Origin of the sequence: Streptomyces hirsutus (assembly GCF_001418415.1) — a bacterium.
Classification (GTDB): domain Bacteria; phylum Actinomycetota; class Actinomycetes; order Streptomycetales; family Streptomycetaceae; genus Streptomyces; species Streptomyces hirsutus.
In genome coordinates, this window is sequence record NZ_LIQT01000051.1 from 1 (window position 1) to 26,472 (window position 26,472).

Below are 26,472 nucleotides of genomic sequence, written 5' to 3' on the forward strand. Positions count from 1 at the left end.
AGGACCGCGGCGGCCGCCGCGCACAGCATGATCCAGCGGCCGGGCCCGAAGCGCCCCGCGGCCCAGGGGGTCACGACGGCAGCAACGAAGAAACCGGCGCCGGACACACCCAATGCCAGGCCCAGGAGGGCGAGCCCTTCCTCCGTCGTGTCGGTCAGGGCGTACCGGCACAGCATCAGCAGCATGACGAGCATGGCGCCGTAGCAGAACCTCATCAGGGACATCGCGGCGAGCGCCCATGCGGCTTCCCTGCGCGAGGGCGCTGCCAGGTGGCGCAGGCCTGCCAGCAGGTCGTGAGCGGTGCCGGTGAGCGCCGTGGCCAGCCCCGGCCGCACCAGTGCCCGGTCGGGGCCCAGCAGTTCCTTCGCGATGCGCAGCGATGCCAGAGCCGCGCACAGGTACAGCGCCGCACCCACGAGCACCACGACCGCATCGGAGTCGGAGACGACCAGGCGTACGAGGAAGGCGAGTCCGCCGCCCGCGGTCGCGGCGAGCGTTCCGGCGGTCGGGGAGAGGGAATTGGCGACGACCAGCCGTTCGGAGTCCACCACGCGCGGCAGCGCGGCGGAGAGGCCGGCGAGGACGAAGCGGTTGACGGCGGTCACGCACAGGGCGGAAGCGAAGAGCAGCCAGTCCGGGACCTGGCCGAGGATCAGGACGGCGGTCACCGAGGCCATCAGCGCGCGCAGCAGGTTGCCGTACAGGAAGACCTGGCGGCGGCGCCAGCGGTCGAGCAGGGCCCCGGCGAAGGGGCCGACCAGGGAGTAGGGGAGCAGCAGGACCGCCATCGCGGAGGCGATCGCCGCGGCCGACGTCTGCTTCTCCGGGGAGAAGACCACGTAGGAGGCGAGTGCGACCTGGAAGACGCCGTCGGCGCCCTGGGAGAGCAGCCGGACGGCGAGCAGGCGTCTGAAGCCCTGAAAACGCAGCAGGACGCGCAGGTCACGGACGACGGCCATGGGGCACAGCCTCACACACGGGGAGGGTCCCCGGGACATACGCCCCGGGGACCCTCGATCACCCGCACGTCAGGTCCTCATCCGCAGGAGGCGGGTCCTAGCGCTCGATCTCACCCGCGATGAACTTCTCGACGTTCACCCGGGCCTCGTCGTCGAAGTACTGCACCGGCGGGGACTTCATGAAGTAAGAGGAGGCCGACAGGATGGGGCCGCCGATGCCGCGGTCCATGGCGATCTTCGCGGCACGCAGGGCGTCGATGATGACACCGGCGGAGTTCGGGGAGTCCCAGACCTCGAGCTTGTACTCCAGGCTCAGCGGGACGTCACCGAACGCGCGGCCCTCGAGGCGCACGTAGGCCCACTTGCGGTCGTCCAGCCACGGGACGTAGTCGGACGGGCCGATGTGGACGTTCTTCTCGCCGAGGTCCCGGTCGGGGATCTGGGAGGTGACGGCCTGCGTCTTGGAGATCTTCTTGGACTCCAGGCGCTCCCGCTCGAGCATGTTCTTGAAGTCCATGTTGCCGCCGACGTTCAGCTGCATCGTGCGGTCCAGGACGACACCGCGGTCCTCGAACAGCTTCGCCATGACGCGGTGCGTGATGGTGGCGCCGACCTGGGACTTGATGTCGTCACCGACGATCGGCACACCGGCCTCGGTGAACTTGTCCGCCCACTCCTTGGTGCCGGCGATGAACACCGGGAGGGCGTTGACGAAGGCGACCTTGGCGTCGATGGCGCACTGGGCGTAGAACTTCGCCGCGTCCTCGGAACCGACGGGCAGGTAGCAGACCAGGACGTCGACCTGCTTGTCCTTGAGGACCTGGACGACGTCGACCGGCTCCTCGGCGGACTCCTCGATGGTGGCCCGGTAGTACATGCCGAGACCGTCGAGGGTGTGGCCGCGCTGGACCGTCACACCGGTGCTGGGGACGTCGCAGATCTTGATGGTGTTGTTCTCGGAGGCGCCGATGGCGTCAGCGAGGTCGAGGCCGACCTTCTTGGCGTCCACGTCGAAAGCGGCGACGAACTCGACGTCGCGGACGTGGTAATCGCCGAACTGGACGTGCATCAGGCCCGGCACCTTGGACGCCGCGTCGGCGTCCTTGTAGTACTCGACGCCCTGCACCAGTGACGCGGCGCAGTTGCCCACGCCGACGACGGCTACGCGAACCGAACCCATTCCGGTTGCTCCCTGTGTGTACGAGTGAGGCCCTGAGCGGGACTCACGTGGCGGTGTCGTCGGGCGAACCGGGCCGGGGGTCGTCCCCGGGCCGGGGCAGGTCGCCCGACGTTCCAGATGTGGTGTCCTGTCGAGGGTTCGCCCCGGAGGCGGGACCCTTCAGGTCCCGTCCGGCCCGCTCGCTCTCGATGAGCTCGTTCAGCCAGCGCACTTCCCGCTCCACGGACTCCATCCCGTGGCGCTGGAGCTCGAGCGTGTAGTCGTCGAGACGCTCCCGGGTCCGGGTCAGCGAAGCGCGCATTTTTTCCAGGCGCTCCTCCAGCCGGCTGCGGCGGCCTTCCAGTACACGCATGCGTACGTCGCGTGATGTCTGTCCGAAGAAGGCGAACCGCGCGGCGAAGGTCTCGTCCTCGTACGCGTCGGGGCCCGTCTGGGAGAGCAGCTGTTCGAAGTGCTCCTTGCCGTCGGCCGTCAACCTGTAGACGATCTTGGCGCGGCGGCCCGTGAGCGGAGCGGCGAGGGCGTCCTCGGTGGTGTTTCCCGGTTCCTCGATCAACCAGCCGTTGGCGACCAGCGTCTTGAGGCAGGGGTAGAGCGTTCCGTAGCTGAAGGCACGGAACACACCCAGTGACGTATTGAGTCGTTTGCGCAGCTCATAGCCGTGCATCGGGGACTCGCGGAGCAGGCCGAGGACGGCGAACTCGAGGATCCCGGAACGCCGGCTCATCGTCGCCTCCTCTCTGCCGCGGTCGTGCCGTGACGGTCTCTCGGGTGGCTCAGCGCCATCTTTATGCCGAGCTGATGTATCGACTCGATACATCACGACGATAGAACGGCCTCGCGGCTGGGACAAGAGGGGGTGGGGTGAACGGGGTCACATCATCGATTCAATGCGAGCAAGTTGCCTGATTTGGGCTGAACTTCTGTGCTCGGCAGGTTTTGGTGGTGCGTAGTCTGTGCGCCATGCACAACACCGGGAACCGAGTTACGCGTGGGGGCGTCCTCGTCCCTGGTGCAGTACGGGATGAATGCGGAGACCACCGCATCCGTACTTCGGGGGGACCGGAAACCAGTTGCCGTTTCCAGGCGCGCGAGAATGCGCCTGCCCGAGGAGTAGTCGTTCGATGAGCGAGCACCGTCGCAAACCGCAGCAGCCGCAGGGAGGCGGACGTGCCGCGGCCCGACGCGGCCAGTCCGGCTCGTCCTCCGGCCGCCGCGCGGCACCGCGAGGCGCCACCGGGTCTCCGTCCGATTCCTATGGGTCGGACTCCCGCGACTCGGGTGGTGAGGACCATACCCATGGAAGCCGCGCCGAAGCACGACGCGCGGCACAGAGAGGCGGGGGCCGCCGGGCCGGTTCCACCGGGCCCGGCCGGGGGCGGTCGGCGCCTCCCGGCAAGAAGCGGATCATCGATTATCCGCGCCACGACAAGTACGGCTGGCGTCGTTGGATGCCCTCCTGGAAGTTCGTCACCGGGCTGTGCATCGCGTTCTTCGGCAGCATGGTGGCCGCCGCGGGGATCGGGTACGCGATGGTGAGCGTGCCGAACATCGCCAAGACGGCCGAAGCGCAGAACAATGTCTACTACTGGGCCGACGACACGCAGATGGTCGCGACGGGTGGTGAGCGCAACCGCCAGATCGTCAATCTCGAACAGATCCCCAAGGCGATGCAGAACGCGGTCATCTACCAGGAGAACAAGACCTTCTACGAGGACAACGGCATCGACCCCAGGGGCATCGCCCGCGCCATGCTCAACATGGCCACGGGCGGCGAAACGCAGGGCGGATCCACGATCACCCAGCAGTATGTCAAGAACGCCATGCTGGACGACCAGTCGCAGACGCTCTCCCGCAAGTTCAAGGAGATGTTCGTCTCGATCAAGGTGGGCACCACCGTTGACAAGGACGAGATCCTCAAGGGCTACCTGAACTCCGCGTACTACGGGCGTGGGGCCTACGGGATCCAGGCCGCCGCCCGCGCGTACTTCGACAAGGAGGCAATCAAGCTCAACGAGGGCGAGTGCGCCTTCCTGTCGGCGGTCCTCAAGGGCGCCACCTACTACGACCCTGCCGGTGCGACTTCCATCGACCCGGACGCCACTCCCGAGGCGAACAAGAAACGCGCCCTGACCCAGATGCAGGACACCCTGGACAAGATGGTCGAGTACGACCGTCTGGATCCCGCGGTCAGGGCCAAGTACAACAAACTGCCCAAGGTGCAGAACCCCCGGTCGAACACCGCGCTGAGCGGGCAGATCGGTTACCTCGTGGACCTCGCCAAGGCGTACATCGTCAACAACAGCGACGACACCGGTATCACCGCCAGGCAGCTGGAACAGGGCGGCTACTCGATCTACACGACCTTCGACAAGAAGAAGGTCGAGGAGCTCGAGAAGGCGGTCAAGAAGGTCTACAAGAAGAACATCAAGCCCGAGGAGCGCCCGGATACGGACACCCACGTCCAGTTCGGCGGAGCCTCGGTGGCTCCTGCGACCGGTGCGATCGAGGCCATCTACGGCGGCACCGACGCGACCAAGCACTTCACCAACAACGCCGACGCGACCGGTGCCCAGGTCGGCTCGACGTTCAAGCCGTACGTGCTGGCGGCCGCCATGCAGTGGGGCGTCAGGGACCCCGACGGGGACCGGGTACAGGCCCAGGACGAGCGTACGAAGGTCTCCGAGAAGAGCCTGTACAGCGGTAAGAACAAGCTCAAGATCAAGGAATACGACGGGTCGATCTGGCAGAACGAGAAGGGTGAGCAGTGGGAGCAGGTCAACGACGGCGACGAGACCCTCGGCACCGCGCCCGACTACAAGATCGATCTTCGTGAGGCGATGCGGCTCTCGGTGAACTCCGCCTTCGTCCAGCTCGGCGTGGATGTCGGTCTGGACAAGGTGGAGAGCGCCGCGGTGGAGTCGGGGATCCTGAAGAACAGCCTCGCCGGAGCGAACTACCCGTCGTTCTCCCTCGGTACCTCCAGCCCCAGCGCGATCCGTATGGCGGGCTCGTACGCCACCTTCGCGGCCAGCGGCGACCAGCGCGATCCGTTCTCGGTCAAGAAGGTGACGAGCAAGGACGGCACGGTCTACACCCACAGGACCAAGACCAAGCAGGCGTTCACCGCCAAGGTCGCCGACAACGTCACGGACGTCCTGAAGACCGTCGTCGAGGAAGGAACCGGCACCAACGCCCAGCTCGAGGGCCGCGAGGTGGCCGGCAAGACCGGTACCACGGACGGCAACAAGTCCGCCTGGTTCGTCGGCTACACCCCGCAGCTGTCCACCGCGATCAGCATGTTCCGGTACCCCGACGACGAGACCATCAAGAACCGCCAGTTCCTGGAGATGTACGGAACAGGTGACCAGGAGTCGATCCACGGCGCCTCGTTCCCGTCCGAGATCTGGGCGGACTACATGGAGGAGGCGCTGAAGGGCCAGAAGTCGGTGCCCTTCCCGACGCCGGAGCCCATTGGCGAGATCATCAACGACACTCCGTCGCCGACCGCGACTCCCTCCCCCACCGAGACCGAGGAGGAGACTCCGTCGGCGTCTCCGACCACTTCGGAGCCGGAGCCGGAGCCCAGCCGCCCCACGCCGTCCGAGACCGCCACCTGCAGGGTCTTCGACTTCAACTGTGAGGACGAGGACGACACGGGCGGTACAGGGCCAGGAGGCTCGGACGCCGGTGGCACGGACGGCGGGGTGACCAGTTCGCCGTCGGCTTCGGAGTCGGAAGAGGAAGGCGCCAACCGGGGCAACAGCAACGGCAACGGAGGCGGTAATGGCGGTCTCTTCGGAGGCCCGGCCGGATAACCGCACTTTCGCCCGACTTGGGTGTTTCACGTGAAACATGGGCCGCCGTACCCTCGGGTGCGGCGGCCCTCGCCATAGGCCCCGGCGCGTACGGCAGGATGTGCGGCATGCCCAGTGGAGAATCGACGCGAGCGAGCGTCCACGAGCCGGAGCTGGTGGAGCCGACCCGGGAGGACAAGGTCGCCAAGGCCGGCAGTGAGCTGATCGGCGGTCCGCTCGGGCGGCGTGCCCTGCTGGGGACGTCCTGGTGGACCCCGGTCCGGGTGATCGCGCTCGTGGCGATCGGTATGTTCACCCTGGGCCTGGTCCAGAAGGCTCCCTGTTACAACGGCGCGTGGTTTTTCGGCGCCGGCTCCCAGTACACCCACGCGTGCTACTCGGACATCCCGCACCTCTACCAGGGGCGGGGCTTCGCCGACGGCCTCGTACCGTACTTCGACCAGCTCCCCGGCGACATGCAGTACCTCGAGTACCCGGTGCTGACCGGTGTGTTCATGGAGGTCGCGTCCTGGCTCACCCCCGGCAGCGGGAGCATCCAGGACCAGGAACAGTGGTACTGGATGGTCAATGCCGGGATGCTCATGGTGTGCGCGGCCGTCATCGCCGTCTGCGTGACCCGTACGCACGCCCGGCGGCCCTGGGACGGCCTGCTGGTCGCCCTGGCGCCGGCCTTCGCCCTGACCGCGACCATCAACTGGGACCTGCTGGCGGTCGCGCTGACGGCCGCCGCGATGCTCATGTGGTCGCGCAGCCGGCCTCTGGCCTTCGGAGTCCTCCTGGGGCTGGCCACGGCCGCCAAGCTCTACCCCGTGCTCCTCCTGGGGCCGTTGCTGGTGCTGTGCTGGCGTGCCGGACGGTGGCGGGAGTTCGGGAAGGCCCTGGGCGGTGCCGTCGTCGCCTGGGCCGTGGTGAACGGGCCGGTGATGTTCTTCGCCTTCGACGGCTGGTCGAAGTTCTACACGTTCAGCCAGGAGCGGGGCGTCGACTTCGGGTCCTTCTGGCTGATCATCGCTCAGAACTCGTCCGACCCGCTCAGTACCGAGACCGTCAACACCCTTGCCACGCTGCTGATGCTGCTCTGCTGCGTGGGCGTCGCCGCGCTGGCCCTCACGGCTTCCCGCAGGCCGCGCTTCGCGCAGCTCGCCTTCCTGGTCGTCGCCGCGTTCATCCTCACCAACAAGGTCTACTCGCCCCAGTACGTCCTGTGGCTGGTGCCCCTTGCCGCCCTGGCCCGGCCGAAGTGGCGGGACTTCCTGATCTGGCAGGCCTGCGAGGTGGCCTACTTCCTCGGCATCTGGATGTACCTCGCGTACACGACCAGCGGAGACGCCCACAAGGGACTGCCCGCCGACGGCTACCACTGGGCCATCGCTCTGCACCTGCTCGGGACGCTCTACCTGTGCGTCATGATCGTGTGCGACATCCTGATGCCGGACCGGGACCCGGTGAGGCGGTCCGGTGGCGACGACCCGTCGGGCGGGGTGTTGAACGGAGCGGAGGACGCTTTCGTGTTCGGTCCTGCCGCTCGGCCCGCCCGGGGCGCCGTGCACTTCGACGGACCGCAGGTCGAGTGGGACAAGGCCGACGCCCCGGGCGGTTCGCTCTGAGCGAACGGCTGGTGGCCGGTCCGATGACAGCTCACACCGGATGCTGGTGAAGGCACGAGGGAAGGGCCGCGCACGGGAGTCCCGTGCGCGGCCCTTCCCGTTGCCTGGCGCCTGCTCAGGCGCCGCTTCTGTCCCCTCCGCAGGCTCTGTCTCCCCCGCCTGCTCCGTCCGCTCCGCGCCTCGTGCCGCTCAGCGGTCGAGGATCCGGTCGAACTGCGTGGTGGTGTGCCGCAGGTGGGCCACCAGCTCCTCACCGACCTGCGGTTCCGGCGCGTCCGAGGGCACGAACAGGATCGACACCTGCATGTGCGGCGGTTCGGCGAACCAGCGCTGCTTGCCGGCCCAGACGAACGGAGAGAGGTTCCTGTTCACCGTGGCCAGTCCGGCGCGGGCGACGCCCTTGGCACGCGGCATGACGCCGTGCAGAGCCTTGGGAGCCTCCAGACCCACCCCGTGCGACGTGCCCCCCGCCACGACCACCAGGAAGCCGTCGGACGCGGCCTTCTGCTGTCGGTAGCCGAACCTCTCGCCCTTGGCTATGCGCGTGACGTCCAGGACGGCACCGCGGTATTCGGTGGCCTCGTGGTCCCCCAGCCACAGCCGCGTGCCGATCCGGGCGCGGAACCGCGTCTGCGGGAACTGCTGCTGCAGCCGGGCGAGTTCCTCGGCCTTGAGGTGGCTGACGAACATGGTGTGCAGGGGGAGGCGGGCTGCTCGGAGTCGGTCCATCCAGCCGATGACCTCCTCGACGGCGTCCGAGCCGTCGGTGCGGTCCAGGGGCAGATGGATGGCGAAACCCTCGAGCCGGACGTTCTCTATGGCGGAGTGCAGCTGGGGCAGATCCTGCTCGCTGACCCCGTGCCGCTTCATCGAGGACATCACCTCGATGACCACCCGGGCGCCGACCAGGCCGTACACGCCGTCGACCGACGAAACCGAGCGGATGACCCGGTCGGGCAGCGGGACGGGCTCCTCGCCGCGCCGGTACGGCGTCAGTACGAGCAGATCGCCGCCGAACCAGTCCTTGATCCGGGCAGCCTCGTACGTCGTGCCGACGGCGAGGACGTCCGAGCCCAGCCGGGTGGCCTCCTCGGCCAGCCGCCCGTGTCCGAAGCCGTAGCCGTTGCCCTTGCAGACCGGGACGAGTCCCGGGAACTGCTGCTGCACGTGCTTGTGATGCGCCCGCCAGCGCGCGGTGTCGACGTAAAGCGTGAGCGCCATGGCCGGACCTGGAACCTTTCTCGTGGCTGCGGTGTGGGGAAGGAGTGAGAGCTGTGGGAACCGGTGGAGCGAGCTGTGCGCGGAGCCGGTGTCAGCGGCGCGACATGTACATGTCGAGCGCCTTGTGGAGCAGCTTGTTCAGCGGGAAGTCCCACTCGCCGAGGTACTCGGCTGCCTGGCCGCCCGTGCCCACCTTGAACTGGATCAGGCCGAAGAGGTGGTCGGTCTCGTCCAGCGAGTCCGAGATGCCGCGCAGGTCGTAGACGGTGGCACCGAGTGCGTAGGCGTCGCGCAGCATCCGCCACTGCATCGCGTTCGAGGGCCGGACCTCACGGCCGATGTTGTCGGACGCGCCGTAGGAGTACCAGACGTGACCGCCGACGATCAGCATCGTCGCCGCCGACAGATTGACGCCGTTGTGCCGGGCGAAGTACAGCCGCATGCGGTTGGGGTCCTCGGTGTTGAGGGCGGTCCACATGCGCTGGAAGTACGACAGCGGGCGCGGCCGGAAGTGGTCGCGCGCGGCGGTGATCTCGTACAGCCGCTGCCACTCCTCCAGGTCGTTGTAACCGCCCTGGACGACCTCGACACCGGCCTTCTCGGCCTTCTTGATGTTGCGGCGCCACAGCTGGTTGAAGTTCTTGTGGACCTCTTCCAGGGAGCGGTTCGCCAGCGGCACCTGGTAGACGTAGCGGGGCTGTACGTCGCCGAAACCGGCCCCGCCGTCCTCGCCCTGCTGCCATCCCATACGGCGCAGCTTGTCGGCGACCTCGAAGGCGCGGGGCTCGATGAAGTCGGCCTCCAGGTCGCGCAGACGCTTCACGTCCGGGTCCTGGATGCCCTTCTTGATGGTCGTCGCCTCCCAGCGCCGGATGATCACCGGGGGGCCCATCTTCACCGAGAACGCGCCCTGCTGCTTCAGGTGCGCGAGCATCGGCTCGATCCACTCCTGAAGGTTGGGCGCGAACCAGTTGATGACCGGGCCTTCGGGGAGGTAGGCCAGGTAGCGCTTGATCTTGGGAAGCTGCCGGTAGAGGACGAGGCCGGCGCCGACGATCTCACCGGTCGGGTCGTCGAACCATCCGAGGTTCTCCGCGCGCCATTCCGCTTTGACGTCCGACCAGGCTGGGACCTGCATGTGACTCGCCGACGGCAGGCTCTGGAGGTATGCCAGATGCTGCTCTCGGCTGATGGTCCTCAGGGTCAGGCTCATTCGGGGCGCTCCTCGGGCTGGTGTGTCCCCATGGGTTCAGGGGCTCCGGCTCTCGCGCGAAGCCTACTGCGCCGTGGGTGCGCCTCGGTTGGGCACAGGGGGCCTGCGCCCCGGCCCGTTACGGCCGGGGCGCTCCACGGTATGCGGGAGGAGGGGCCCGGAGTCAGTCGAAGAGCCCGCCGAACAGGCCGCCGTTCGCCATGCCGAGGAAGAAACCGATCGCCGAGGCGCCCAGCCCCAGGATCAGGCCGAAGCGCTCCCGTGTCGTCTCCGAGATCCACTGGCCGTACGCGCCGGTGAGGATGCCCACCAGGCCGGTCCAGGAGCTGAGCAGGTGCAGATGCTGGAACATCGCGGTGACAAGGGACGTGACCCCCAGCACCAGGGTTACCGCGAGCAGGGCGGCCTGGACTGGGTGGGGCTTGCCGTCCGTGGCGAAAAGGCCTCCGGCGGTATTGGGTCGCGTTGCCTGTGCCATGGGCACCTCCTGCGAAAGGCGGCGCATCGTAGCGCCGTACACACCCGATGTGTACAGACTGACGGGCTTCCGGACCGGATTTCAACCGGAAGCCGCTGTGCGGGTACTCTGTACCGTCTGCACCGGTGTCTGTTCGGACAGATCCAGTCACGTTCAGGACAGGGCCATGGGTCCGTCCCGGCCGGCCTGGAGAAACCGTCACCCGACCTCATTGTCAGTGGCGGCTGCTCTACTGACAGGCATCGTTGCGCAACGCATCACGACCCTCCTGCCACGGAACGACCGTGGCCGCTGAGTCCAAAGGAGGTGGGTTCCACATGCGTCACTACGAGGTGATGGTCATCCTCGACCCCGATCTCGAGGAGCGCGCTGTCTCCCCGCTGATCGAGAACTTCCTTTCTGTCGTCCGGGATGGCGGCGGAAAGGTCGAGAAGATCGATACCTGGGGGCGTCGTCGTCTCTCGTACGAGATCAAGAAGAAGCCCGAGGGCATCTACTCGGTCATCGATCTGCAGGCCGAGCCTGCGGTCGTCAAGGAGCTCGACCGCCAGATGAACCTGAACGAGTCGGTCCTCCGGACCAAGGTCCTCCGCCCCGAGAACCACTGAGCCCTTCCGCTCAGCTGGTCCCGGGATCCGAGTAGCAGTACAAGCAGCCAGCAGCAAACCCGCCGAGAGGTTCCCCCATGGCAGGCGAGACCGTCATCACGGTCGTCGGCAACCTTGTCGATGACCCCGAGCTGCGCTTCACCCCGTCCGGTGCGGCCGTCGCGAAGTTCCGTGTCGCGTCGACTCCCCGCACCTTCGACCGCCAGACGAACGAGTGGAAGGACGGCGAGAGCCTGTTCCTGACCTGCTCGGTCTGGCGCCAGGCGGCGGAGAACGTCGCCGAGTCGCTCCAGCGAGGCATGCGCGTCGTCGTGCAGGGCCGGCTGAAGCAGCGGTCCTACGAGGACCGTGAGGGCGTCAAGCGCACGGTCTACGAACTGGACGTCGAAGAAGTCGGCGCCAGTCTGCGCAACGCCACGGCCAAGGTCACCAAGACCACCGGCCGCGGTGGCCAGGGTGGTTACAGCGGTGGCGGCAACCAGGGTGGTGGCAGCTGGGGCGGAGGCTCCGGCGGCGGCCAGCAGGGTGGCGGCGCTCCGGCCGACGACCCCTGGGCATCCGGCGCTCCCGCCGGCGGCCAGCAGGGTGGCGGCGGCCAGAGCGGCGGCGGCTGGGGCGGAGGCTCCGGCAGCGGCGGTGGCGGCGGCTACTCGGACGAGCCCCCCTTCTAGGCGGGGCCGCACCACACTTCTTGATCACACAGGAGATACATCATGGCGAAGCCGCCTGTGCGCAAGCCGAAGAAGAAGGTCTGCGCATTCTGCAAGGACAAGGTCACGTACGTGGACTACAAGGACACGAACATGCTGCGGAAGTTCATTTCCGACCGCGGCAAGATCCGTGCCCGTCGCGTGACCGGTAACTGCACCCAGCACCAGCGCGACGTCGCCACGGCTGTCAAGAACAGCCGTGAGATGGCGCTGCTGCCCTACACCTCCACCGCGCGATAAGGGAAGGGTGACCGAATCATGAAGATCATCCTCACCCACGAGGTCTCCGGCCTCGGTGCCGCGGGCGACGTCGTCGACGTCAAGGACGGTTACGCTCGCAACTACCTGGTTCCGCGGAAGCTCGCGATCCGCTGGACCAAGGGTGGCGAGAAGGACGTCGAGCAGATTCGTCGCGCTCGCAAGATCCACGAGATCCAGACCATCGAGCAGGCCAACCAGGTGAAGGCCCAGCTCGAGGGCGTCAAGGTCCGCCTCGCGGTTCGCTCCGGCAACGCCGGTCGTCTCTTCGGTTCTGTCACGCCGGCCGACATCGCTTCCGCGATCAAGGCCGCCGGCGGTCCCCAGGTCGACAAGCGTCGCATCGAGCTCGGCGCGCCGATCAAGACCCTCGGCGCCCACGAGACGTTCGTGCGTCTGCACCCCGAGGTTGCCGCCAAGGTCGACCTCGAGGTTGTCTCGGAGTAAGTGCTGCTCGTTGTAGCAGTGGGATGGGGCCGCACCTTTCAGGTGCGGCCCCATCCCCGTTTCACGTGAAACGCGTGGCTTCACGCGAAACGGTCAGCGTGCGGCGCCGGTGACGAGCCAGCGGCCCGATCGGGTACGGAACCACAAGGTCAGCAGCCGAACGGTCATCATGAGCGTCATCGTCCCCCACAGCGCGGTGAGCCCACCTCCGAACGCCGGGACCAGCAGGGCGAACGGAGTGAAGACCGCCAGAGTGACCAGCATCGCCCACGCCAGGTACGGCCCGTCGCCCGCACCCATCAGTACCCCGTCCAGCACGAAGACGATGCCGGAGATCGGTTGGGACAGCGCGACGATCATCAGAGCCGGCAGTGCCGTGTCCGTGACCGTGGAATCGCTGGTGAACAGGGGCAGGAAGACCGGCCGGGCGAGCACCACGACCACGCCGAGGACGGCCCCGACCCCGAAACCCCACTCCACCATGCGGCGGCACACCTGGCGGGCCCCCTGGGCGTCTCCGGCTCCCAGGTAGCGGCCGATGATGGCCTGCCCGGCGATCGCGATGGCGTCCAGCGCGAAGGCGAGCAGGCTCCACAGGGAGAGGATGATCTGGTGAGCCGCGATGTCGGAATCGCCGAGTCGGGCGGCGACGGCGGTGGTGATCATCAGAATGGCTCTGAGCGAGAGGGTCCGTACCAGCAAGGGCACACCGGCCTGGGCAGAAGCTCTGATCCCCGCGAGGTCCGGGCGTAGTGAGGCGCCGTGTTTGCGCGCGCCCTTCAGTACCACGACCAGATAGACGGCAGCCATGCCCCACTGGGCGATGACCGTGCCCCAGGCGGAGCCCGCGATACCGAAACCGGCGCCGTAGACCAGCGCGACATTGAGAACGCCGTTGGCGGCGAAGCCGCCGACGGCGACGTAGAGAGGGGTCCTGGTGTCCTGCAGCCCGCGCAGGACACCGGTCGCGGCGAGCACGATCAGCATGGCTGGTATGCCGAGTGAGGAAATACGCAGATAGGTGATCGCGTAGGGGGACGCGGTGTCCGAGGCGCCGAACAGATCCACGAGGGCGGGTGCCGTGGGCAGCACCACGGCGACGACGCCGGCCCCGAGGAGCAGGGCGAGCCAGATTCCGTCCATGCCCTGGCGGATGGCTGAGGGGAGGTCGCCGGCACCGACTCGCCGGGCGACAGCGGCCGTGGTGGCGTAGGCGAGAAAGACGAAGACACTGACGGCGGTCATCAGGAGGGCCGAGGCGATGCCGAGTCCGGCGAGCTGTGCTGTGCCGAGATGACCGACGATGGCGCTGTCTGCCATGACGAAGAGGGGTTCGGCGACGAGGGCGCCGAATGCCGGTACGGCCAGCATGACGATCTCGCGGTCGTGCTGCCGTCGGACGGCTCGAGGGCGCGCGGGGGCCTGTGTCATGTGCACCAATCTAATCGTCCACAGGTAAGAGATGCAATGCTCCATAGACCCTTACGTCATGGCGCAGGGTGTGTGCTTGCATACAGCACTTGAGGGGATCTTGGCCGGAGAGGGAATTTTTTTGTTCTGCACAGGCGGTGGATGATGAAGTACCAGGTCAGGGCCCTTCTTGCGAGTCAACTCGGGTCTTGTTCACAGGCCTGTCCACCGGGTCGTGCACAGGTTTGGCGGACTTCTCCACAGCATTGGGCCGGTCGTCCACATGCCCTGTGGATAACCAGATTGGCTGACGGTGCAGACAGGCCTACGGTGGTCCGGCGCCCGCTCCGTCTGCCGGTTTCCAAAAAGTCATAAAACCGGCGCGCGACAACCGGAGTCGGGCGTCCTATTTGTCAGTGCCGTGCCGTAGAAAGAGGGCACGGCGAGGTCCGCTCGGCGGACGGGAGGAGGTGGCTCGGTGAGCATTTCCGAGCCCTTGGACGACCCGTGGGCCGACAGTGGACCCAGTGATCGTCTGCCAGCCTCCCGACGTCGTGAGGACGGAGGCCGAGGCCGTGACGAGCAGCACGACCGCGGCCGGGACTCCGGCGGATGGGACGGCACGGGCTCCACGTTCGAACGGGTGCCGCCGCAGGACCTCGAGGCCGAGCAGTCCGTTCTGGGCGGCATGCTGCTGTCCAAGGACGCCATCGCCGATGTCGTGGAGATCCTCAAGGGCCACGACTTCTACAAGCCGGCTCACGAAACCGTCTACACAGCCATTCTCGACATCTACGCGAAGGGCGAGCCGGCCGACCCCATCACGATCGCCGCGGAACTGACCAAGCGCGGTGAGATCAACAAGGTCGGCGGTGCCTCGTATCTGCACACCCTCGTCCAGACGGTGCCCACGGCGGCCAACGCGGCGTACTACGCGGAGATCGTGCACGAGCGCGCCGTGCTGCGCCGCCTGGTCGAGGCCGGTACCCGCATCACACAGATGGGGTACGCGGCCGACGACGACGTCGACGAGATCGTCAACCGGGCGCAGGCCGAGATCTACGCCGTCACGGAACAGCGCACCAGTGAGGACTACCTCCCGCTCGGCGACATCATGGAGGGCGCGCTCGACGAGATCGAGGCGATCGGCTCCCGCAGCGGCGAGATGACCGGTGTGCCCACGGGGTTCACGGACTTCGACTCGCTCACCAACGGGCTGCACCCCGGGCAGATGATCGTCATCGCCGCGCGTCCCGCGATGGGCAAGTCCACGCTCGCGCTGGACTTCGCCCGTGCCGCGTCCATCAAGCACAACCTGCCGAGTGTGGTCTTCTCGCTCGAGATGGGGCGCAACGAGATCGCGATGCGCCTGCTGTCCGCCGAGGCCCGGGTCGCCCTCCACCACATGCGGTCCGGCACGATGACCGACGAGGACTGGACCCGCCTGGCGCGCCGGATGCCGGACGTGTCGGCGGCCCCGCTCTACATCGACGACTCCCCGAACCTGTCGATGATGGAAATCCGTGCCAAGTGCCGTCGGCTGAAACAGCGCAACGACCTGCGGCTGGTCGTCATCGACTACCTCCAGTTGATGCAGTCCGGCGGTTCCAAGCGGGCGGAGAGCCGTCAGCAGGAGGTCTCGGACATGTCCCGTAACCTCAAGCTGCTCGCCAAGGAACTGGAGTTGCCGGTCATCGCGCTCTCCCAGCTCAACCGTGGCCCCGAGCAGCGCACCGACAAGAAGCCGATGGTCTCCGACCTGCGTGAGTCGGGTTCCATCGAGCAGGACGCCGACATGGTCATCCTGCTGCACCGTGAGGACGCGTACGAGAAGGAGTCCCCGCGCGCGGGCGAGGCCGACCTGATCGTGGCCAAGCACCGAAACGGCCCGACGGCGACCATCACGGTCGCCTTCCAGGGCCACTACTCCCGTTTCGTGGACATGGCGCAGACCTGACCGGTTCCCTTGTAGGGCCTCATTTTCCGTGTCGGAATCTCACGGTCGATGTCGGATGGATGTCGGATACGACATCGCTGTGAGACCGTCCAGGCTCTTGAGGCTGAATTCGCTCAAACGTGTGGACGTTCCAAGCTCTCTTGGTGAACGTACCGCCGTACGGCCCAGGCTGTCACCGACTGCTTGATCGCATCGAACCTGATGCTGCGGGAGTGGGGGTGCTTGTGCCAGTTGAGTCGGCAATGGTGTGTTTCCGTACATCGGGCCGGGAGTTCGAAGACGAGCCATGGGAGAGCGTCAGCAGCGCGACGTTGGCGACAGCGTCTCCATGGCGGACATTCCGGTGGTACGACGGCCAGAAGCACTACTCGGGCACCTACTGGTCGTCGACCATGTGTGACCACGTGATCTACGAGTCGCGGCTTGAACTTGCTCGACTGTTGTTTGACGACTTCGACCCATCCGTACGCCGCATCCTTGCCCAGCCCTTCCTGCTGAAAGCCGAGGTGGAAGGCAAGGTTCGCAAACACATCCCGGACTACCTGCTGATCAGCGAGGACGGTCCGGTCGTGGTCGACGTCAAGCCGAGGCACCGGGTGGCCAAGCCAGAGGTGGCGTTCACTTTCGACTGGACGCGGCGGTTGGTGGAGACACGCGGATGGCGATACGTCGTGTGGAGCGAACCTGCGCCTGCGGAACTCGAGAACCTTCGGTTCCTCGCCGGGTACCGACGTGACTGGCTTTTCGATGGTCTCCTGCTCGACGAACTTCGAGCGATGGGGCTGGATTGCCGGACACTTGGCGAACTCGATGACGCACTCACCGGACGGGAACCGGAGGAGGTCCGTGCTGGGGTCCTTCACCTTCTCTGGCGTGGTGAGCTGGTCACCGACTTGACTACCCCGCTCAGCGGTCATCACGTTCTGAAGGCTTCGAAGTGAGCTGGGCCGGAGTCCGCGTGGGGGTTGGTACACGGTTCCGCTATGACGGCGAGACCGTTGAGCTCGTCGAGCTGGCGATCACCGCGAACGGCAACGAGGCGGTACTGAAGAACGGCCGCGGGAAGCTGCTGAGACTGGCAGTGAAGGAGCTGCTGCTGTCTGATCGAGTTCGTGTGATCCCGGATGCTCCGGGACCGTCCGGTGACGACGACGAAGACGTCGCTGGCGTCGTGCTGAGCCAGCTGTCGAAAGCCGAGCAAGACGGACTACGAGTGCGGGCAGGCCATGTCCGGGAGGTCCTCACTGGTTACCGTTCGGGTGCTCCCGAGCTGGCAGCGGAAGGCGAGCCGAGGCCGGAATACTCGCCTGACCTCCCGCTCGGCGAGCGCTACGCGAGCAAGGCCGCTGAACTCGGCGTCACCGTTCGTACCGTCGAGCGCTGGGTTCGGGACTTCCGCCGTGGCGGCGAGGCGGGCTTGGCGGCTGCCGGGCGACCCGCACGTGGGCGGGCCACGAAACTGGATGACCGGTGGGTGGAGACAGCCACGGAGGTCATGGTCGAGCATGCCAAGGAGTCCAAGCCGTCCCGCACGCTGGTGATCGAGCGGACCCGAGCACGGGTGGTTGCACGGTTCGGTCCGGATGTCGTCCCGCAACCCAGCCGGGCTACTGCCTTCCGGCTGCTTGAGGAGTTGGAGGACCAGCACCCGCTCTTCCGACTGAGTGCGAAGCGGAACCGGGACATCGCTGGCCGGCCAAGTGAGCCTTATGGCAAGTTGCGGCCGACCAGGCCGGGCGAGTACCTCCTGATGGACTCCACCCGGCTGGACGTTTTCGCCTTCGACCCGTTCACGCTTCGATGGGTTCAGGCTGAGCTCAGCATCGGTATGGACTGGTACACCCGCTGCGTCACCGGCATCCGCCTCACCCCGGTGTCGACGAAGGCGGTGGACGTCAGCGCGGTGCTCTACCAGTCGTTCCGGCCCAGGCCGGCTGGGAAGGACTGGCCGCGCTACGCGGTTTGGCCCGAGCACGGCATCCCACGGACGGTCCTCGTGGATACGGCTGTCGCCGAAGGGGCTGGTGCAGCTGGCCCGATTCTGGTTCCGGAAACCCTGGTCATCGACCACGGAAAGCAGTACGACTCCGAGCATCTGACCAGCGTCTGCCGACGGATGGGTATCTCGATCCAGCCTGCGAGGCTACGGACGGGCCGCGACAAAGGGCCAGTCGAAAGATTCTTCCGCACCCTGCGCGAGGGCCTGCTTCAAGCATTGCCCGGCTATAAGGGGCCGGACGTCCATTCCCGGGGGGAGAACCCGGAGGACGACGCCTTCTTCTTCCTGCATGAGCTGGAGGCGATCATCCGTGAGTGGGTCGCGGCGGTCTACCACCATCGACCGCACACGAGTCTGGTCGACCCGGGTCTGCCAGGGCTGCGGATGTCCCCCGCCGCGATGTTCGAGCACGGCATGGCCCGGGCGGGTTACATCGAGGCCTCCAGAGACCCTGACCTCGCCTACGAATTCCTGAAGACCGAATGGCGCACGATCCAGCACTACGGAGTCGAGATCGGCCGTCGCCGCTACAGCGGCCCCGGCCTCAAAGGCCTCAGCGATGTCCGGAGTCCCTACAAGAGTCCGGTCGAGAACGGATGGCCCTTCCAGGTTGACCCCGACGACATCACCCGCATCTACGTCCGGGACCTGGACCGTCGCTGGCGCACCCTGACCTGGGAACATGCGCCCACGGCCGGTATGCCGCTGAGCGAGGATGCTCTCGCCTTCGCCCGGAAACTGGCTGCTGCGAAGTATCGCTTTCCTGACGACCGTCTTGCGGTCGCCGACCTATTGGAGCGCTGGAACCTCGGCCTGGGCACAACGCTGGCAGAGCGGCGGATGGCCCTGCGGCTATCGCGAGAGCAAGCGGCCATCGAACTGCCCGAGTCCGACGAGTCAGTCGTCTCGCTGCCCTCAGTCCGCAAAGCCCTGGGGGACAAAGAGGGCTCGTCCCACGAGGAGCCGGAGCAGATGGAGCCGGCCGAGACGGGTGATGACGACGAGGCCGACTTCGAAGTCCTCGTCGAAGAGGACGACTTCTACGCCGACGCATTGGAGGACGTGTGACTGACCCGCTCCCGCTGGGCCTGGGGAATCTGGCGTTGTCGCGGAAGGAGGACTTCAAGGAGTTCGCCAACGCTCCGCGTCGCGAACAGCCCAGGCTGCTGACGAGGACAGAGCTGAAAGCTCTGACCGCTGAGGCGAGAGCCGTCTACGACCGACTGCGGCGGGAGTGGCATGCCAACCTCGGGCCGATCAGGACGCAGCAACTGGCTGATCTTCACGAGGATTTGTGGGACATCGTCGACAGCAATCAGCAGGACGGTGACAAGGCCAAGGGCGCCGTGGCTGTCGACGCCTTTCCCGGCCTCGGGAAGACGACCTCGGTGCTGGCGTTCCTCCGTGAGTTCCACCACCGGGAGATCGCCGAGAACGGCGAGTTCACAGCGCAGGGACACGAACGGCTTCCGGTCTGCCGGGTCGGACTGACCGGCAACACCGGCATGAAGGACCTCAACCGTGCCATTCTGGAATTCTTCGGCCATGCTGGACGCAACCGCGGAACGGCCGCCCAGATGGGCCAGCGGGCCCTGGACTGCGTGTTGTCCTGCGAAGTGCGCGTCCTCGCACTCGACGATCTGCACTTCCTGAAGTGGCGCAACACCAGCGGCATCGAGGTCAGCAACCACCTGAAGTGGATCGCCAACGAGTTCCCCGTGACCTTGCTGATGATCGGCGTCGGACTCGCAGAGAAGGGCCTGTTCAGCGAAGGAACTACTTCCGGTGACACAGCCCTGGCCCAGACAGGCCGGCGCACGACTCGACTGGACATGCAGCCCTTCACCATCAAGAACGAGGCGGGCCGCCGAGAATGGAGGAAGATGCTTCTCGCCCTGGAGAAGCGAGTGGTCCTGGCCGACAAGTATCCCGGCATGCTTGCAGACGATCTTTCCGACTACCTCTTTGCCCGAAGCACCGGGCATATCGGCTCGCTGATGACACTGATCAACCGGGGCTGCCAAAGAGCCGTCCGCAGCGGCACCGAACGCCTCGACCGTGACCTGCTCGACCGAGTGAAGAACGACGAGGCATCCGAGAAGGCTCGCAGGGAGCTCGAAGCAGCCCTGGACAAGCGACGACTCACCAGCCGGCCCCGATCCAGCAACCGGAAAGCCGCGTGACGTCCGGCCTGCGGACTCTCCCGATCAGGGTCGCGCCGCTGCCAGGAGAAGCCCTGGACTCCTGGCTGGAGACCCTGGCCCACCGCAGCATGGTCAGCTTCCGCGAGATCCTGATCGCCTTGGGACTGCCCGGTCGGCGCGACGGCAACCTCCCTGACCTCACCCGCTACCTCGAGTCGGACCAGGCCGAGCAGGCCGCGGCCGTGAGCGGAGTCCCCGCTGACCGGTTGCATGCGATGACGTTGCGCCAGTACGACGGCCATGCGCTCGTACTGCACCCTCACCGCCGGACGGTGAACCGCATGCAGCTATGGGGCCGAAACGGCTCCCGTTACTGCCCCCGATGCCTTCACGAACACGACGGCCGCTGGCAGTTACGCTGGCGCCTCCCCTGGAGCTTCGCTTGCACTCGGCACCGGATCCTGCTGCCGCACGCCTGTCCCTCTTGCAACCAGCGCACCCGCCACGGCCGAGTCAGCATCTTCCGTGATCTTCCACCCCATCAGTGTCCTACGACGCTGAAACCGTCAGGGGCTCTCTGCCAGACGGACCTCACCCTGGCCCCCGCTGCCGCCCTTCGCGAAGACAGCCCAGAACTGGCGTCCCAGCGCTTGATCAACGACCTGCTGGACCGAGTCGAACAGGGACAAGCGCAGTCCCTCCCCGCACCCCGAATGATCTTCAACGACCTGCGTGCGCTGGCCTCCTGGGTCTTGCGCATCGCGGAACCCGACGACTTCCCGACACTCGATCCGCATGTCGAGCAGGCATGCCAGGCCTACGCCGGAGACGGTCAGTTTTCGCCTACCTCGGCGGCAGTGACCGCAGGCGGACTCACCCGCGCCGTCCACATCCTTCAACAGGGCTCCGACAAGACAAACATCGCCACGCTGCGGACCCTCCTCGAACGAGACGGCGAGCGACTGGACCTCATGCCGCTCGGTGACATCAACAAACGCTGGAGGGCACACTCCACTGCCCTGCAACAACTGATCTGGCAGGCCATGGACACACGCATGGCGAACGTGGACCGGCTCCGCTTCCGAAGCTGCACCACTCGCCCGCGCCCACCCCACAAGATGAATGAGACCCTGACCACCGCACGGGCCGGCCGAGTCCCACAGTTGCTCTGGCGCGGATGGACTGCCCGCTTCCTGCCCGCCGCCGGCGTCCGGAACATCGGCAACTTCCGCGCGGCCCTGGCCGTCGCACTCCTCCTCCCCGGAGCATCCAAACGTCACTTCGATCCCCTGATCAGCATGCTTGGTCATCAGGCGCAACTCGACGTCCACTACACGCTCGCCGAGCTTGCCCAGCAGGGCCACGACGGAGTCCTCACCGGGCTCTGCGAGATCGCCGACTACCTGGACACCCAGCCCGTCCCCATCGACTACGAACGTCGACGCGGGCTGACAGGTGAGGGCCTCTTGCCCGCTGATGACTGGGTTTCGATTTGCACACAGACCGGTGTCCACCCGGGACAGGAAGCGCGGCTGCTGTCTGTGCGCCGCTACCTCTATCAGCGCATCACCGGAAATGATCTCCGGCAGGCGCCAGCGTCGCTCCGGATCACGACCGCCGAGGAGACGGGAGGCGTCGCGGTAGTTCCCTTCCGGATCACCGCCGCCCTGCTGAGAGCTCTCGACGAGTACGGCGAGAACTACCTACGGGGTTTGGGCATCGACGAACCGCTGACCTGGGAGCCCCCAGCGGATCTTGCCGCAGGACTCTGCCTACCCGGCAGACCAGTGGACGTGACACGAGCACACCGTCTCATCTGCGCTGAGGGCCAAGCGCCCGCCGTCGCAGCGAAGGAGATGGGCGTCGCTCTGGAAAGCATCCGCCATTGCTTCGAGCAGCACCCACCCAGCAGCCCCTGGTCCTCCAAAAGCGGCGGCTCTTGGGTCGACCCCAGCAGGCCCATCGCTCGACGGTCCCGGCTTGCCGCAGCTCAGGCCCGCCAGCAAGCACATACCGTGCTGACCAACGAATTCCTGCGAAGCGAGTACCTCGACGCGCGGAAGACGGTCAGAGAGATCGCCTCAGAGACCCGTCTCCCCAAAAGACTCATCAGCGAGGTGCTGAATCAGTCCGGCCTCATCGCTAGCCGAGAGCCGTCGAGGAAGCCGATCGTCGATGAGCAGTGGCTCCGAGAGCAGTACGTCCGGCAGGCCCGGACCCTGGCCAGCATCGCCACCGAGCTGGACATGAGCCCAACGACCCTGACACGCCACCTCCGGGCCATGGGCATCGCACTCCGTCCACGCGGCGGACGCCGGGCCGTGAGCCGAACGGAACTCGAATCAGTACCGCCGCTGATCAGGCCGGCCCTCACAGATCGGCGCTGTTGGGGCCGCCTTCAGCGGTTTCGAGAAGCCATGGAGCATCGCACCCTCGCCGAGGCATCACGCCAGCTCGGCACCACTCGCTCGGTCCTTTACACCCAGTTTGCTGCCCTGGAAAGGGATTTGGGCGTCCAGCTCTACATCCGCCCCCGCCGGGGCGAATCACTCCGCCCCACCGAGGCCGGACAAGCCGTGATGGACGCGCTCACCGACAGCGAAGGCGCTCGACCAGGCGGCAACACCATCGAGACCGGCATTCCTCCCGCCTCCAGGGCAGAACCCATGACCAGCTGATCGTCGACGGACGGCTATCGAACAGGACCGCACTCATCGACCAGAACGGTCGGCTCTGACAGGAATACGTTCGGGTCGACGGGCCCATAGGCAACGTTGAACGTGTCGAGCCAGTACGACCAGTCCCGTATTCCGGCGGCGCTACTGAACCGATAGTTCAACTGCCAACGGACCCACTGCCCCGGGACCAGACGCACCGCCGGCGGCCGCCACGGGCGCGGCGGCAATCCGAACAACGGCTCCACACGCGCCAGCACGCGAAGCCGATCGCCCTCGTCTCGCAAGGTGAGTCCGACCTGGCGCAAGTCCCTCTCGCTCTCGTGCGGCTCGAAACCGTCACGCTCGGACATCTGGATGACCTGGGCGAAGGAAGACGGCACTGGTGACACCAGGAACCCCATTGGCGCCGAATTCCTGCGGGCAGCAGCGTCACCGCCCCTGGAGTGCTTCGTCCAGGACGTCCTGATCCACTGAACCGTGATCTCCACTGGAACCGCCTTTCGCCCCGGACACTACGGCGACCACAGCCTGCACGGCACTCTGGTTTCGGCGTGCTGCCCGGCGGCCCGGAAGATTCCGGCTGAGACGGACCTATTGCACGGCCCTAGAGTCCAACAGTGGAGGAGGCGAAGATGGCGCTGAACAAGAAGGGTTCCCGGCGCATAACCGTTGACGGGATCGAGTACCGCTGGCGGATCCGCAGGAAGCCCTCCTACATGCAGGGACTCTGCTGGACACCGATGACCTATGCGGTTGAAGCGGCCAGCGGCAGCCAGCCGGGCACGACGTTGATCGTCACCAGCGGTCAGGCCCATCCCAGCAACTGGGTGGGCGTCGAGACGGAGCCCATTCGTCCGGCTCACGTTGCTGCCAGCATTCGAGAGGCACGGGATCAAGGCTGGGATCCAACCCGGGTCGGTTCTCCTTTCCAGCTCGACCGATCCGCAGGATTCATCGCCCAGGCATGAGACAGAGCGGAGTAGGGCGGCGCATCTGGCGCGGCATCATGGCCTGGTGACCACATGGATGCGCTGCTACTGGGACGAGGAAGACACCTGGTTCTACTTCGAGGTCGACGCCGAAGGCTGGGTGATCCGGCAGGTCGAACTCGAAGGGCCAGAGCTGATCCCGATCGCAGCAGCCTCCCTCGCCGAGTGGCAGCGGGCCCGCGACGCGGGCCGCCTCGGTGATTACGACAGCAGATTCGGGATCACTGCCGAGCTGCCCGTCTCGGAATGGGAAGGCCACGACCCCGAACAACTCACCTTCGAGGAGTTCGAGGATGTCTGGGGCTCTGCCCGTCAGCAGATCGCATCCCGGCCCAGCTGACCTCTCGGCGCCGCACTGGTGTGAAGATCGTGGAACTCCAGCGCGACCCGTCGGCAAGATGAACCTCGGCATCGACGTTGCAGACCTCCTCGATCGCCTCGTCCGGTTCCACGAGGAAGAGCACCTGGAAGCCGGCGGCCCGAACCCGGTAATAGGGAGCCTCCCAACCGGCATCAGAAGCCCGACCCTCAGACGCCGGGCCCGCCTGTTGCGGCATCGACGCCGTCAGTCACTGAAGCTCCTCACCCGGCGGTATGAAGGCGTCGGCGCTGTCGGCGTCCTCCACATGCCCCTGAGCATCGACCGTGATGGCAGTCGCCCGGCCCTGCGAAGTGATCAACCAGGCCAGCACCTGCTCCGTGAGAGGTGATCCACCCGGCCCTTCATCCGTCCAGTGTGCCCGCCATCCCCCACCGGGTATCGCGGCAACGACCTGATCGGCCCGCTCCAAGTGGGAGAAGTCCACGTAGTCCGTGACCTGGCGCAGTGCCCCTCGCTGCGGGTCGACCACCAAGGCTGTCCCGGTTGCGGGATCCCATCCCTCCACACGCACCATGCGACCGATCTCCGTCTCAGTGCCATTGAAGATGGCGGTCCATCCGGTCTGATTGAAGTATCGGAGTTGCATGGCGTCATGATCCCGGAGGTCCGGCGACCTGCTCGACCTCCGTGTCGTGGAAGCCGTGGTTATCAAGAAACCGGCAGGCCGGTGATGCTGATGACAAAGACCCGACGGACTGTGGAAGCGGACCCAGACATTCCTGTAGGGCTCACGGAGCTTGTGACCGACCGGCGGGCAGCCGGGCCAGCGTTGCTGCCACAGATCCGTCAGAAGCACCCGCACATCTCCAGTCAGTGGAGCCGCGACTGGCTCCCCAAGCAGGGGAGGCCGCCGAGTAGGCGGGAGAGAGCGCGGTCAGTGGATTGATGCTTTTCTATGCTGGTGCCCACGTTCACTCGTTGGGGGACTCCGTTGCCAGTGGGATACCGCACCGCCAGCAGTCGTTCGCGTGGTCGTCCTGGCAGACGTAGCGGATGGCACCATCCACGCACCATTCGGCGGCCTCCTCGGACAGCAGGTCGGGCCCGGCAAGGAGTAGCCGACGAAATTCCGTGGTGTCCGCAATGTCGGCCGGGCGGTTGGTGAACCACTCGTCGAACCAAGGCTTGTCCCGGTGCATGCGCCAGTGCGCATTCTCCCGGTCGTCGACAGCCGTAAGGAACCGATCGACGATGCGCCCCCAACTCGGAGCTCCGAACCAGCCGTTGTCGGACGCGCAGAAGGATTCGATCAGGGTTCGCAGGCCGAATTCCTTCTCGTGAAGGCAGTACCTTCGCCCCCATGAGATCGCGACCTGTGCCATCTCCGCGAGTTCTTCTCGCGGATCAACCTCGTGCGCCGGGTCGTCAGCGTTGTGGCAGGCCAGCCCGAGCTCGAGCACGGACTGCCCTGTCGGTAGAACCCGAGACGGGTTGACGATCGCGAGACCGACAGCGATCCAGTCGACATGGTCGAACGACAGCATCGAGCGCACGAGTCGGGTGGTTGCCACGTTGATCCGCATCATCGTGCCGTCGTGGAGCGGACTCATACCGGCATGCCAGTTCTCGACGGGTGTGTTGCGCCACACGGCGAGCGTGATGCGGGTGGCAGCCAGCCACAGCAGGGCGTCGTCGTCAAGGTGCCCGAACCGCTTGGCACACTCCTGGGCCCCGTAGGGGATCAACTCTCCCGGTTTCGGCCACCTATGGCTGTCAGGCCCTTCAGGCGCGTACTCGTAGTCGCCGGCGTACTCGTCGAGGATCTCGCTCAACTCGGCTGCGCTGTAAGCCTCGCTGTACTCGGAGCCGTCCGGCCCCTCGACGGTGTACATGTCGTGGTCCCATGACACATACACGTCGTCCCAGAGCACGACGTCGTCGCACTCGATGGCGTTATCCGTCACAACCGGCCTGATGGTGATCGGCGCAGTACGCCCGTCGGTTCGCTCGCCGTCCTTCTTGGCGGCCCATGCGGTGATGATCCCGAGCGGCTTCGGAAGGAGAGGGCCGACCTCGGTGATGCTGAACGGCTCGTCGTCGTCATCGGTGTCGAACCGGCTGTTGACGAACGCGACCGCCTCGGAGGGCGTGCTGACGATGGACTGGGTACCACTCTGGTTGTCAACCACTCGCCACAACGCGCTGTTCTTCATGATGCTCTCCGATCGCGGTGAATGCACCCGGGGCGGGTGCGATGCACCGGGTCGCTCGATACTGACTCCGATTAGGTGCTCAAAGGGGCCGGGCTGACAGGCTGCACTCGTGGCTCTTAACGATGCCTGGACGCCGGTTGGGCCGAACCACCCCCGAGCAGACCAGGGAAGCCGCCGTTTTCCGGTGCTGGCGGTCTCGGGGCCGGCCCCGTCTCGCCGAACTCTAGGCGCAGGGTCTGACATTCGAACCGGGCAGCACGT

Annotated in this window: 23 protein-coding genes; 13 read left to right on the forward strand and 10 right to left on the reverse strand. The window is 66.4% G+C overall.

Features of this window, described 5'->3' with window-relative positions:
- The 3 genes from AOK11_RS04460 to AOK11_RS04470 form a co-directional block, all read right to left on the reverse strand.
- A partial coding sequence (locus AOK11_RS04460) for an MFS transporter (RefSeq protein ID WP_055592310.1) occupies window positions 1-959 on the reverse strand: 959 nt, incomplete at its 3' end.
- Between the two features lie 97 nt (window positions 960-1,056).
- Window positions 1,057-2,139 carry an inositol-3-phosphate synthase gene (locus AOK11_RS04465; RefSeq protein WP_055592311.1) on the reverse strand — a complete coding sequence of 361 codons (1,083 nt, stop codon included), beginning with the start codon at window positions 2,137-2,139 and terminating at the stop codon, window positions 1,057-1,059.
- Window positions 2,140-2,182: 43 nt separating this feature from the next.
- Window positions 2,183-2,866, reverse strand: coding sequence for a PadR family transcriptional regulator (locus AOK11_RS04470; RefSeq protein ID WP_055592312.1), 684 nt, complete (start codon window positions 2,864-2,866; stop codon window positions 2,183-2,185).
- A gap of 397 nt (window positions 2,867-3,263) precedes the next feature.
- On the opposite strand from AOK11_RS04470, the gene AOK11_RS04475 reads away from it, so the two are divergent.
- On the forward strand, window positions 3,264-5,957 hold the full coding sequence (locus tag AOK11_RS04475) for a transglycosylase domain-containing protein (RefSeq protein WP_167353760.1): 2,694 nt from the start codon (window positions 3,264-3,266) through the stop codon (window positions 5,955-5,957).
- Between the two features lie 98 nt (window positions 5,958-6,055).
- Window positions 6,056-7,564 carry a glycosyltransferase family 87 protein gene (locus tag AOK11_RS04480; protein ID WP_055592313.1) on the forward strand — a complete coding sequence of 503 codons (1,509 nt, stop codon included), beginning with the start codon at window positions 6,056-6,058 and terminating at the stop codon, window positions 7,562-7,564.
- A 189-nt stretch (window positions 7,565-7,753) separates the two neighbouring features.
- Here AOK11_RS04480 and AOK11_RS04485 read toward each other — a convergent pair whose 3' ends face one another.
- From AOK11_RS04485 to AOK11_RS04495, 3 genes are all read right to left on the reverse strand, one after another.
- Window positions 7,754-8,785, reverse strand: a complete 1,032-nt coding sequence (locus AOK11_RS04485; protein WP_055592314.1) for an alanine racemase — start codon at window positions 8,783-8,785, stop codon at window positions 7,754-7,756.
- A gap of 91 nt (window positions 8,786-8,876) precedes the next feature.
- Window positions 8,877-9,998 (reverse strand): peptidoglycan bridge formation glycyltransferase FemX, encoded by a 1,122-nt coding sequence (femX, locus tag AOK11_RS04490; RefSeq protein ID WP_055592315.1) that lies wholly within the window; start codon window positions 9,996-9,998, stop codon window positions 8,877-8,879.
- A gap of 163 nt (window positions 9,999-10,161) precedes the next feature.
- On the reverse strand, window positions 10,162-10,476 hold the full coding sequence (locus AOK11_RS04495) for a hypothetical protein (RefSeq protein WP_055592316.1): 315 nt from the start codon (window positions 10,474-10,476) through the stop codon (window positions 10,162-10,164).
- A 317-nt stretch (window positions 10,477-10,793) separates the two neighbouring features.
- Between AOK11_RS04495 and rpsF the strand changes: the two genes are divergently transcribed.
- From rpsF to rplI, 4 genes are all read left to right on the forward strand, one after another.
- Window positions 10,794-11,084, forward strand: a complete 291-nt coding sequence (rpsF, locus tag AOK11_RS04500) for a 30S ribosomal protein S6 (RefSeq protein ID WP_055571119.1) — start codon at window positions 10,794-10,796, stop codon at window positions 11,082-11,084.
- Between the two features lie 77 nt (window positions 11,085-11,161).
- Window positions 11,162-11,755 carry a single-stranded DNA-binding protein gene (locus AOK11_RS04505; protein WP_055592317.1) on the forward strand — a complete coding sequence of 198 codons (594 nt, stop codon included), beginning with the start codon at window positions 11,162-11,164 and terminating at the stop codon, window positions 11,753-11,755.
- Window positions 11,756-11,797: 42 nt separating this feature from the next.
- Window positions 11,798-12,034 (forward strand): 30S ribosomal protein S18, encoded by a 237-nt coding sequence (gene rpsR, locus AOK11_RS04510; protein WP_003949403.1) that lies wholly within the window; start codon window positions 11,798-11,800, stop codon window positions 12,032-12,034.
- A gap of 18 nt (window positions 12,035-12,052) precedes the next feature.
- Window positions 12,053-12,499 (forward strand): 50S ribosomal protein L9, encoded by a 447-nt coding sequence (rplI, locus tag AOK11_RS04515; protein ID WP_055592318.1) that lies wholly within the window; start codon window positions 12,053-12,055, stop codon window positions 12,497-12,499.
- 93 nt (window positions 12,500-12,592) lie between these two features.
- On the opposite strand, the gene AOK11_RS04520 is transcribed toward rplI, so the two are convergent.
- Window positions 12,593-13,930, reverse strand: a complete 1,338-nt coding sequence (locus tag AOK11_RS04520) for an MATE family efflux transporter (RefSeq protein WP_055592346.1) — start codon at window positions 13,928-13,930, stop codon at window positions 12,593-12,595.
- Between the two features lie 457 nt (window positions 13,931-14,387).
- Here AOK11_RS04520 and dnaB point away from each other — a divergent pair, with 457 nt between their 5' ends.
- From dnaB to AOK11_RS04545, 5 genes are all read left to right on the forward strand, one after another.
- Complete coding sequence (dnaB, locus tag AOK11_RS04525) at window positions 14,388-15,866, forward strand: replicative DNA helicase (RefSeq protein ID WP_055592319.1); 1,479 nt, start codon at window positions 14,388-14,390, stop codon at window positions 15,864-15,866.
- Window positions 15,867-16,177: 311 nt separating this feature from the next.
- Window positions 16,178-16,807 carry a TnsA-like heteromeric transposase endonuclease subunit gene (locus AOK11_RS04530; RefSeq protein ID WP_055592347.1) on the forward strand — a complete coding sequence of 210 codons (630 nt, stop codon included), beginning with the start codon at window positions 16,178-16,180 and terminating at the stop codon, window positions 16,805-16,807.
- Window positions 16,804-18,933, forward strand: coding sequence for a helix-turn-helix domain-containing protein (locus AOK11_RS04535; RefSeq protein WP_055592320.1), 2,130 nt, complete (start codon window positions 16,804-16,806; stop codon window positions 18,931-18,933). Before AOK11_RS04530 ends, AOK11_RS04535 begins: the two co-directional genes overlap by 4 nt.
- Window positions 18,930-20,048 carry an ATP-binding protein gene (locus tag AOK11_RS04540; RefSeq protein ID WP_055592321.1) on the forward strand — a complete coding sequence of 373 codons (1,119 nt, stop codon included), beginning with the start codon at window positions 18,930-18,932 and terminating at the stop codon, window positions 20,046-20,048. Before AOK11_RS04535 ends, AOK11_RS04540 begins: the two co-directional genes overlap by 4 nt.
- On the forward strand, window positions 20,045-22,687 hold the full coding sequence (locus tag AOK11_RS04545) for a TniQ family protein (RefSeq protein WP_055592322.1): 2,643 nt from the start codon (window positions 20,045-20,047) through the stop codon (window positions 22,685-22,687). Before AOK11_RS04540 ends, AOK11_RS04545 begins: the two co-directional genes overlap by 4 nt.
- 14 nt (window positions 22,688-22,701) lie before the next feature.
- On the opposite strand, the gene AOK11_RS04550 is transcribed toward AOK11_RS04545, so the two are convergent.
- A complete protein-coding gene (locus AOK11_RS04550; RefSeq protein ID WP_055592323.1) occupies window positions 22,702-23,175 on the reverse strand; it encodes a hypothetical protein in 474 nt (157 codons plus the stop codon).
- Window positions 23,176-23,319: 144 nt separating this feature from the next.
- On the opposite strand from AOK11_RS04550, the gene AOK11_RS39140 reads away from it, so the two are divergent.
- Entirely contained in the window at window positions 23,320-23,655 is a 336-nt protein-coding gene (locus AOK11_RS39140) for a hypothetical protein (RefSeq protein WP_079034632.1), read from the forward strand.
- 58 nt (window positions 23,656-23,713) lie between these two features.
- Window positions 23,714-24,016, forward strand: a complete 303-nt coding sequence (locus tag AOK11_RS04555) for a hypothetical protein (RefSeq protein ID WP_055592348.1) — start codon at window positions 23,714-23,716, stop codon at window positions 24,014-24,016.
- Between the two features lie 229 nt (window positions 24,017-24,245).
- Here AOK11_RS04555 and AOK11_RS04560 read toward each other — a convergent pair whose 3' ends face one another.
- Both AOK11_RS04560 and AOK11_RS04565 read right to left on the reverse strand, forming a co-directional pair.
- A complete protein-coding gene (locus AOK11_RS04560; RefSeq protein WP_055592324.1) occupies window positions 24,246-24,644 on the reverse strand; it encodes a hypothetical protein in 399 nt (132 codons plus the stop codon).
- 325 nt (window positions 24,645-24,969) lie between these two features.
- Window positions 24,970-26,211: a hypothetical protein gene (locus AOK11_RS04565; protein ID WP_055592325.1), complete on the reverse strand. Its 1,242-nt coding sequence runs from the start codon at window positions 26,209-26,211 to the stop codon at window positions 24,970-24,972.
- Window positions 26,212-26,472: the final 261 nt, after the last annotated feature.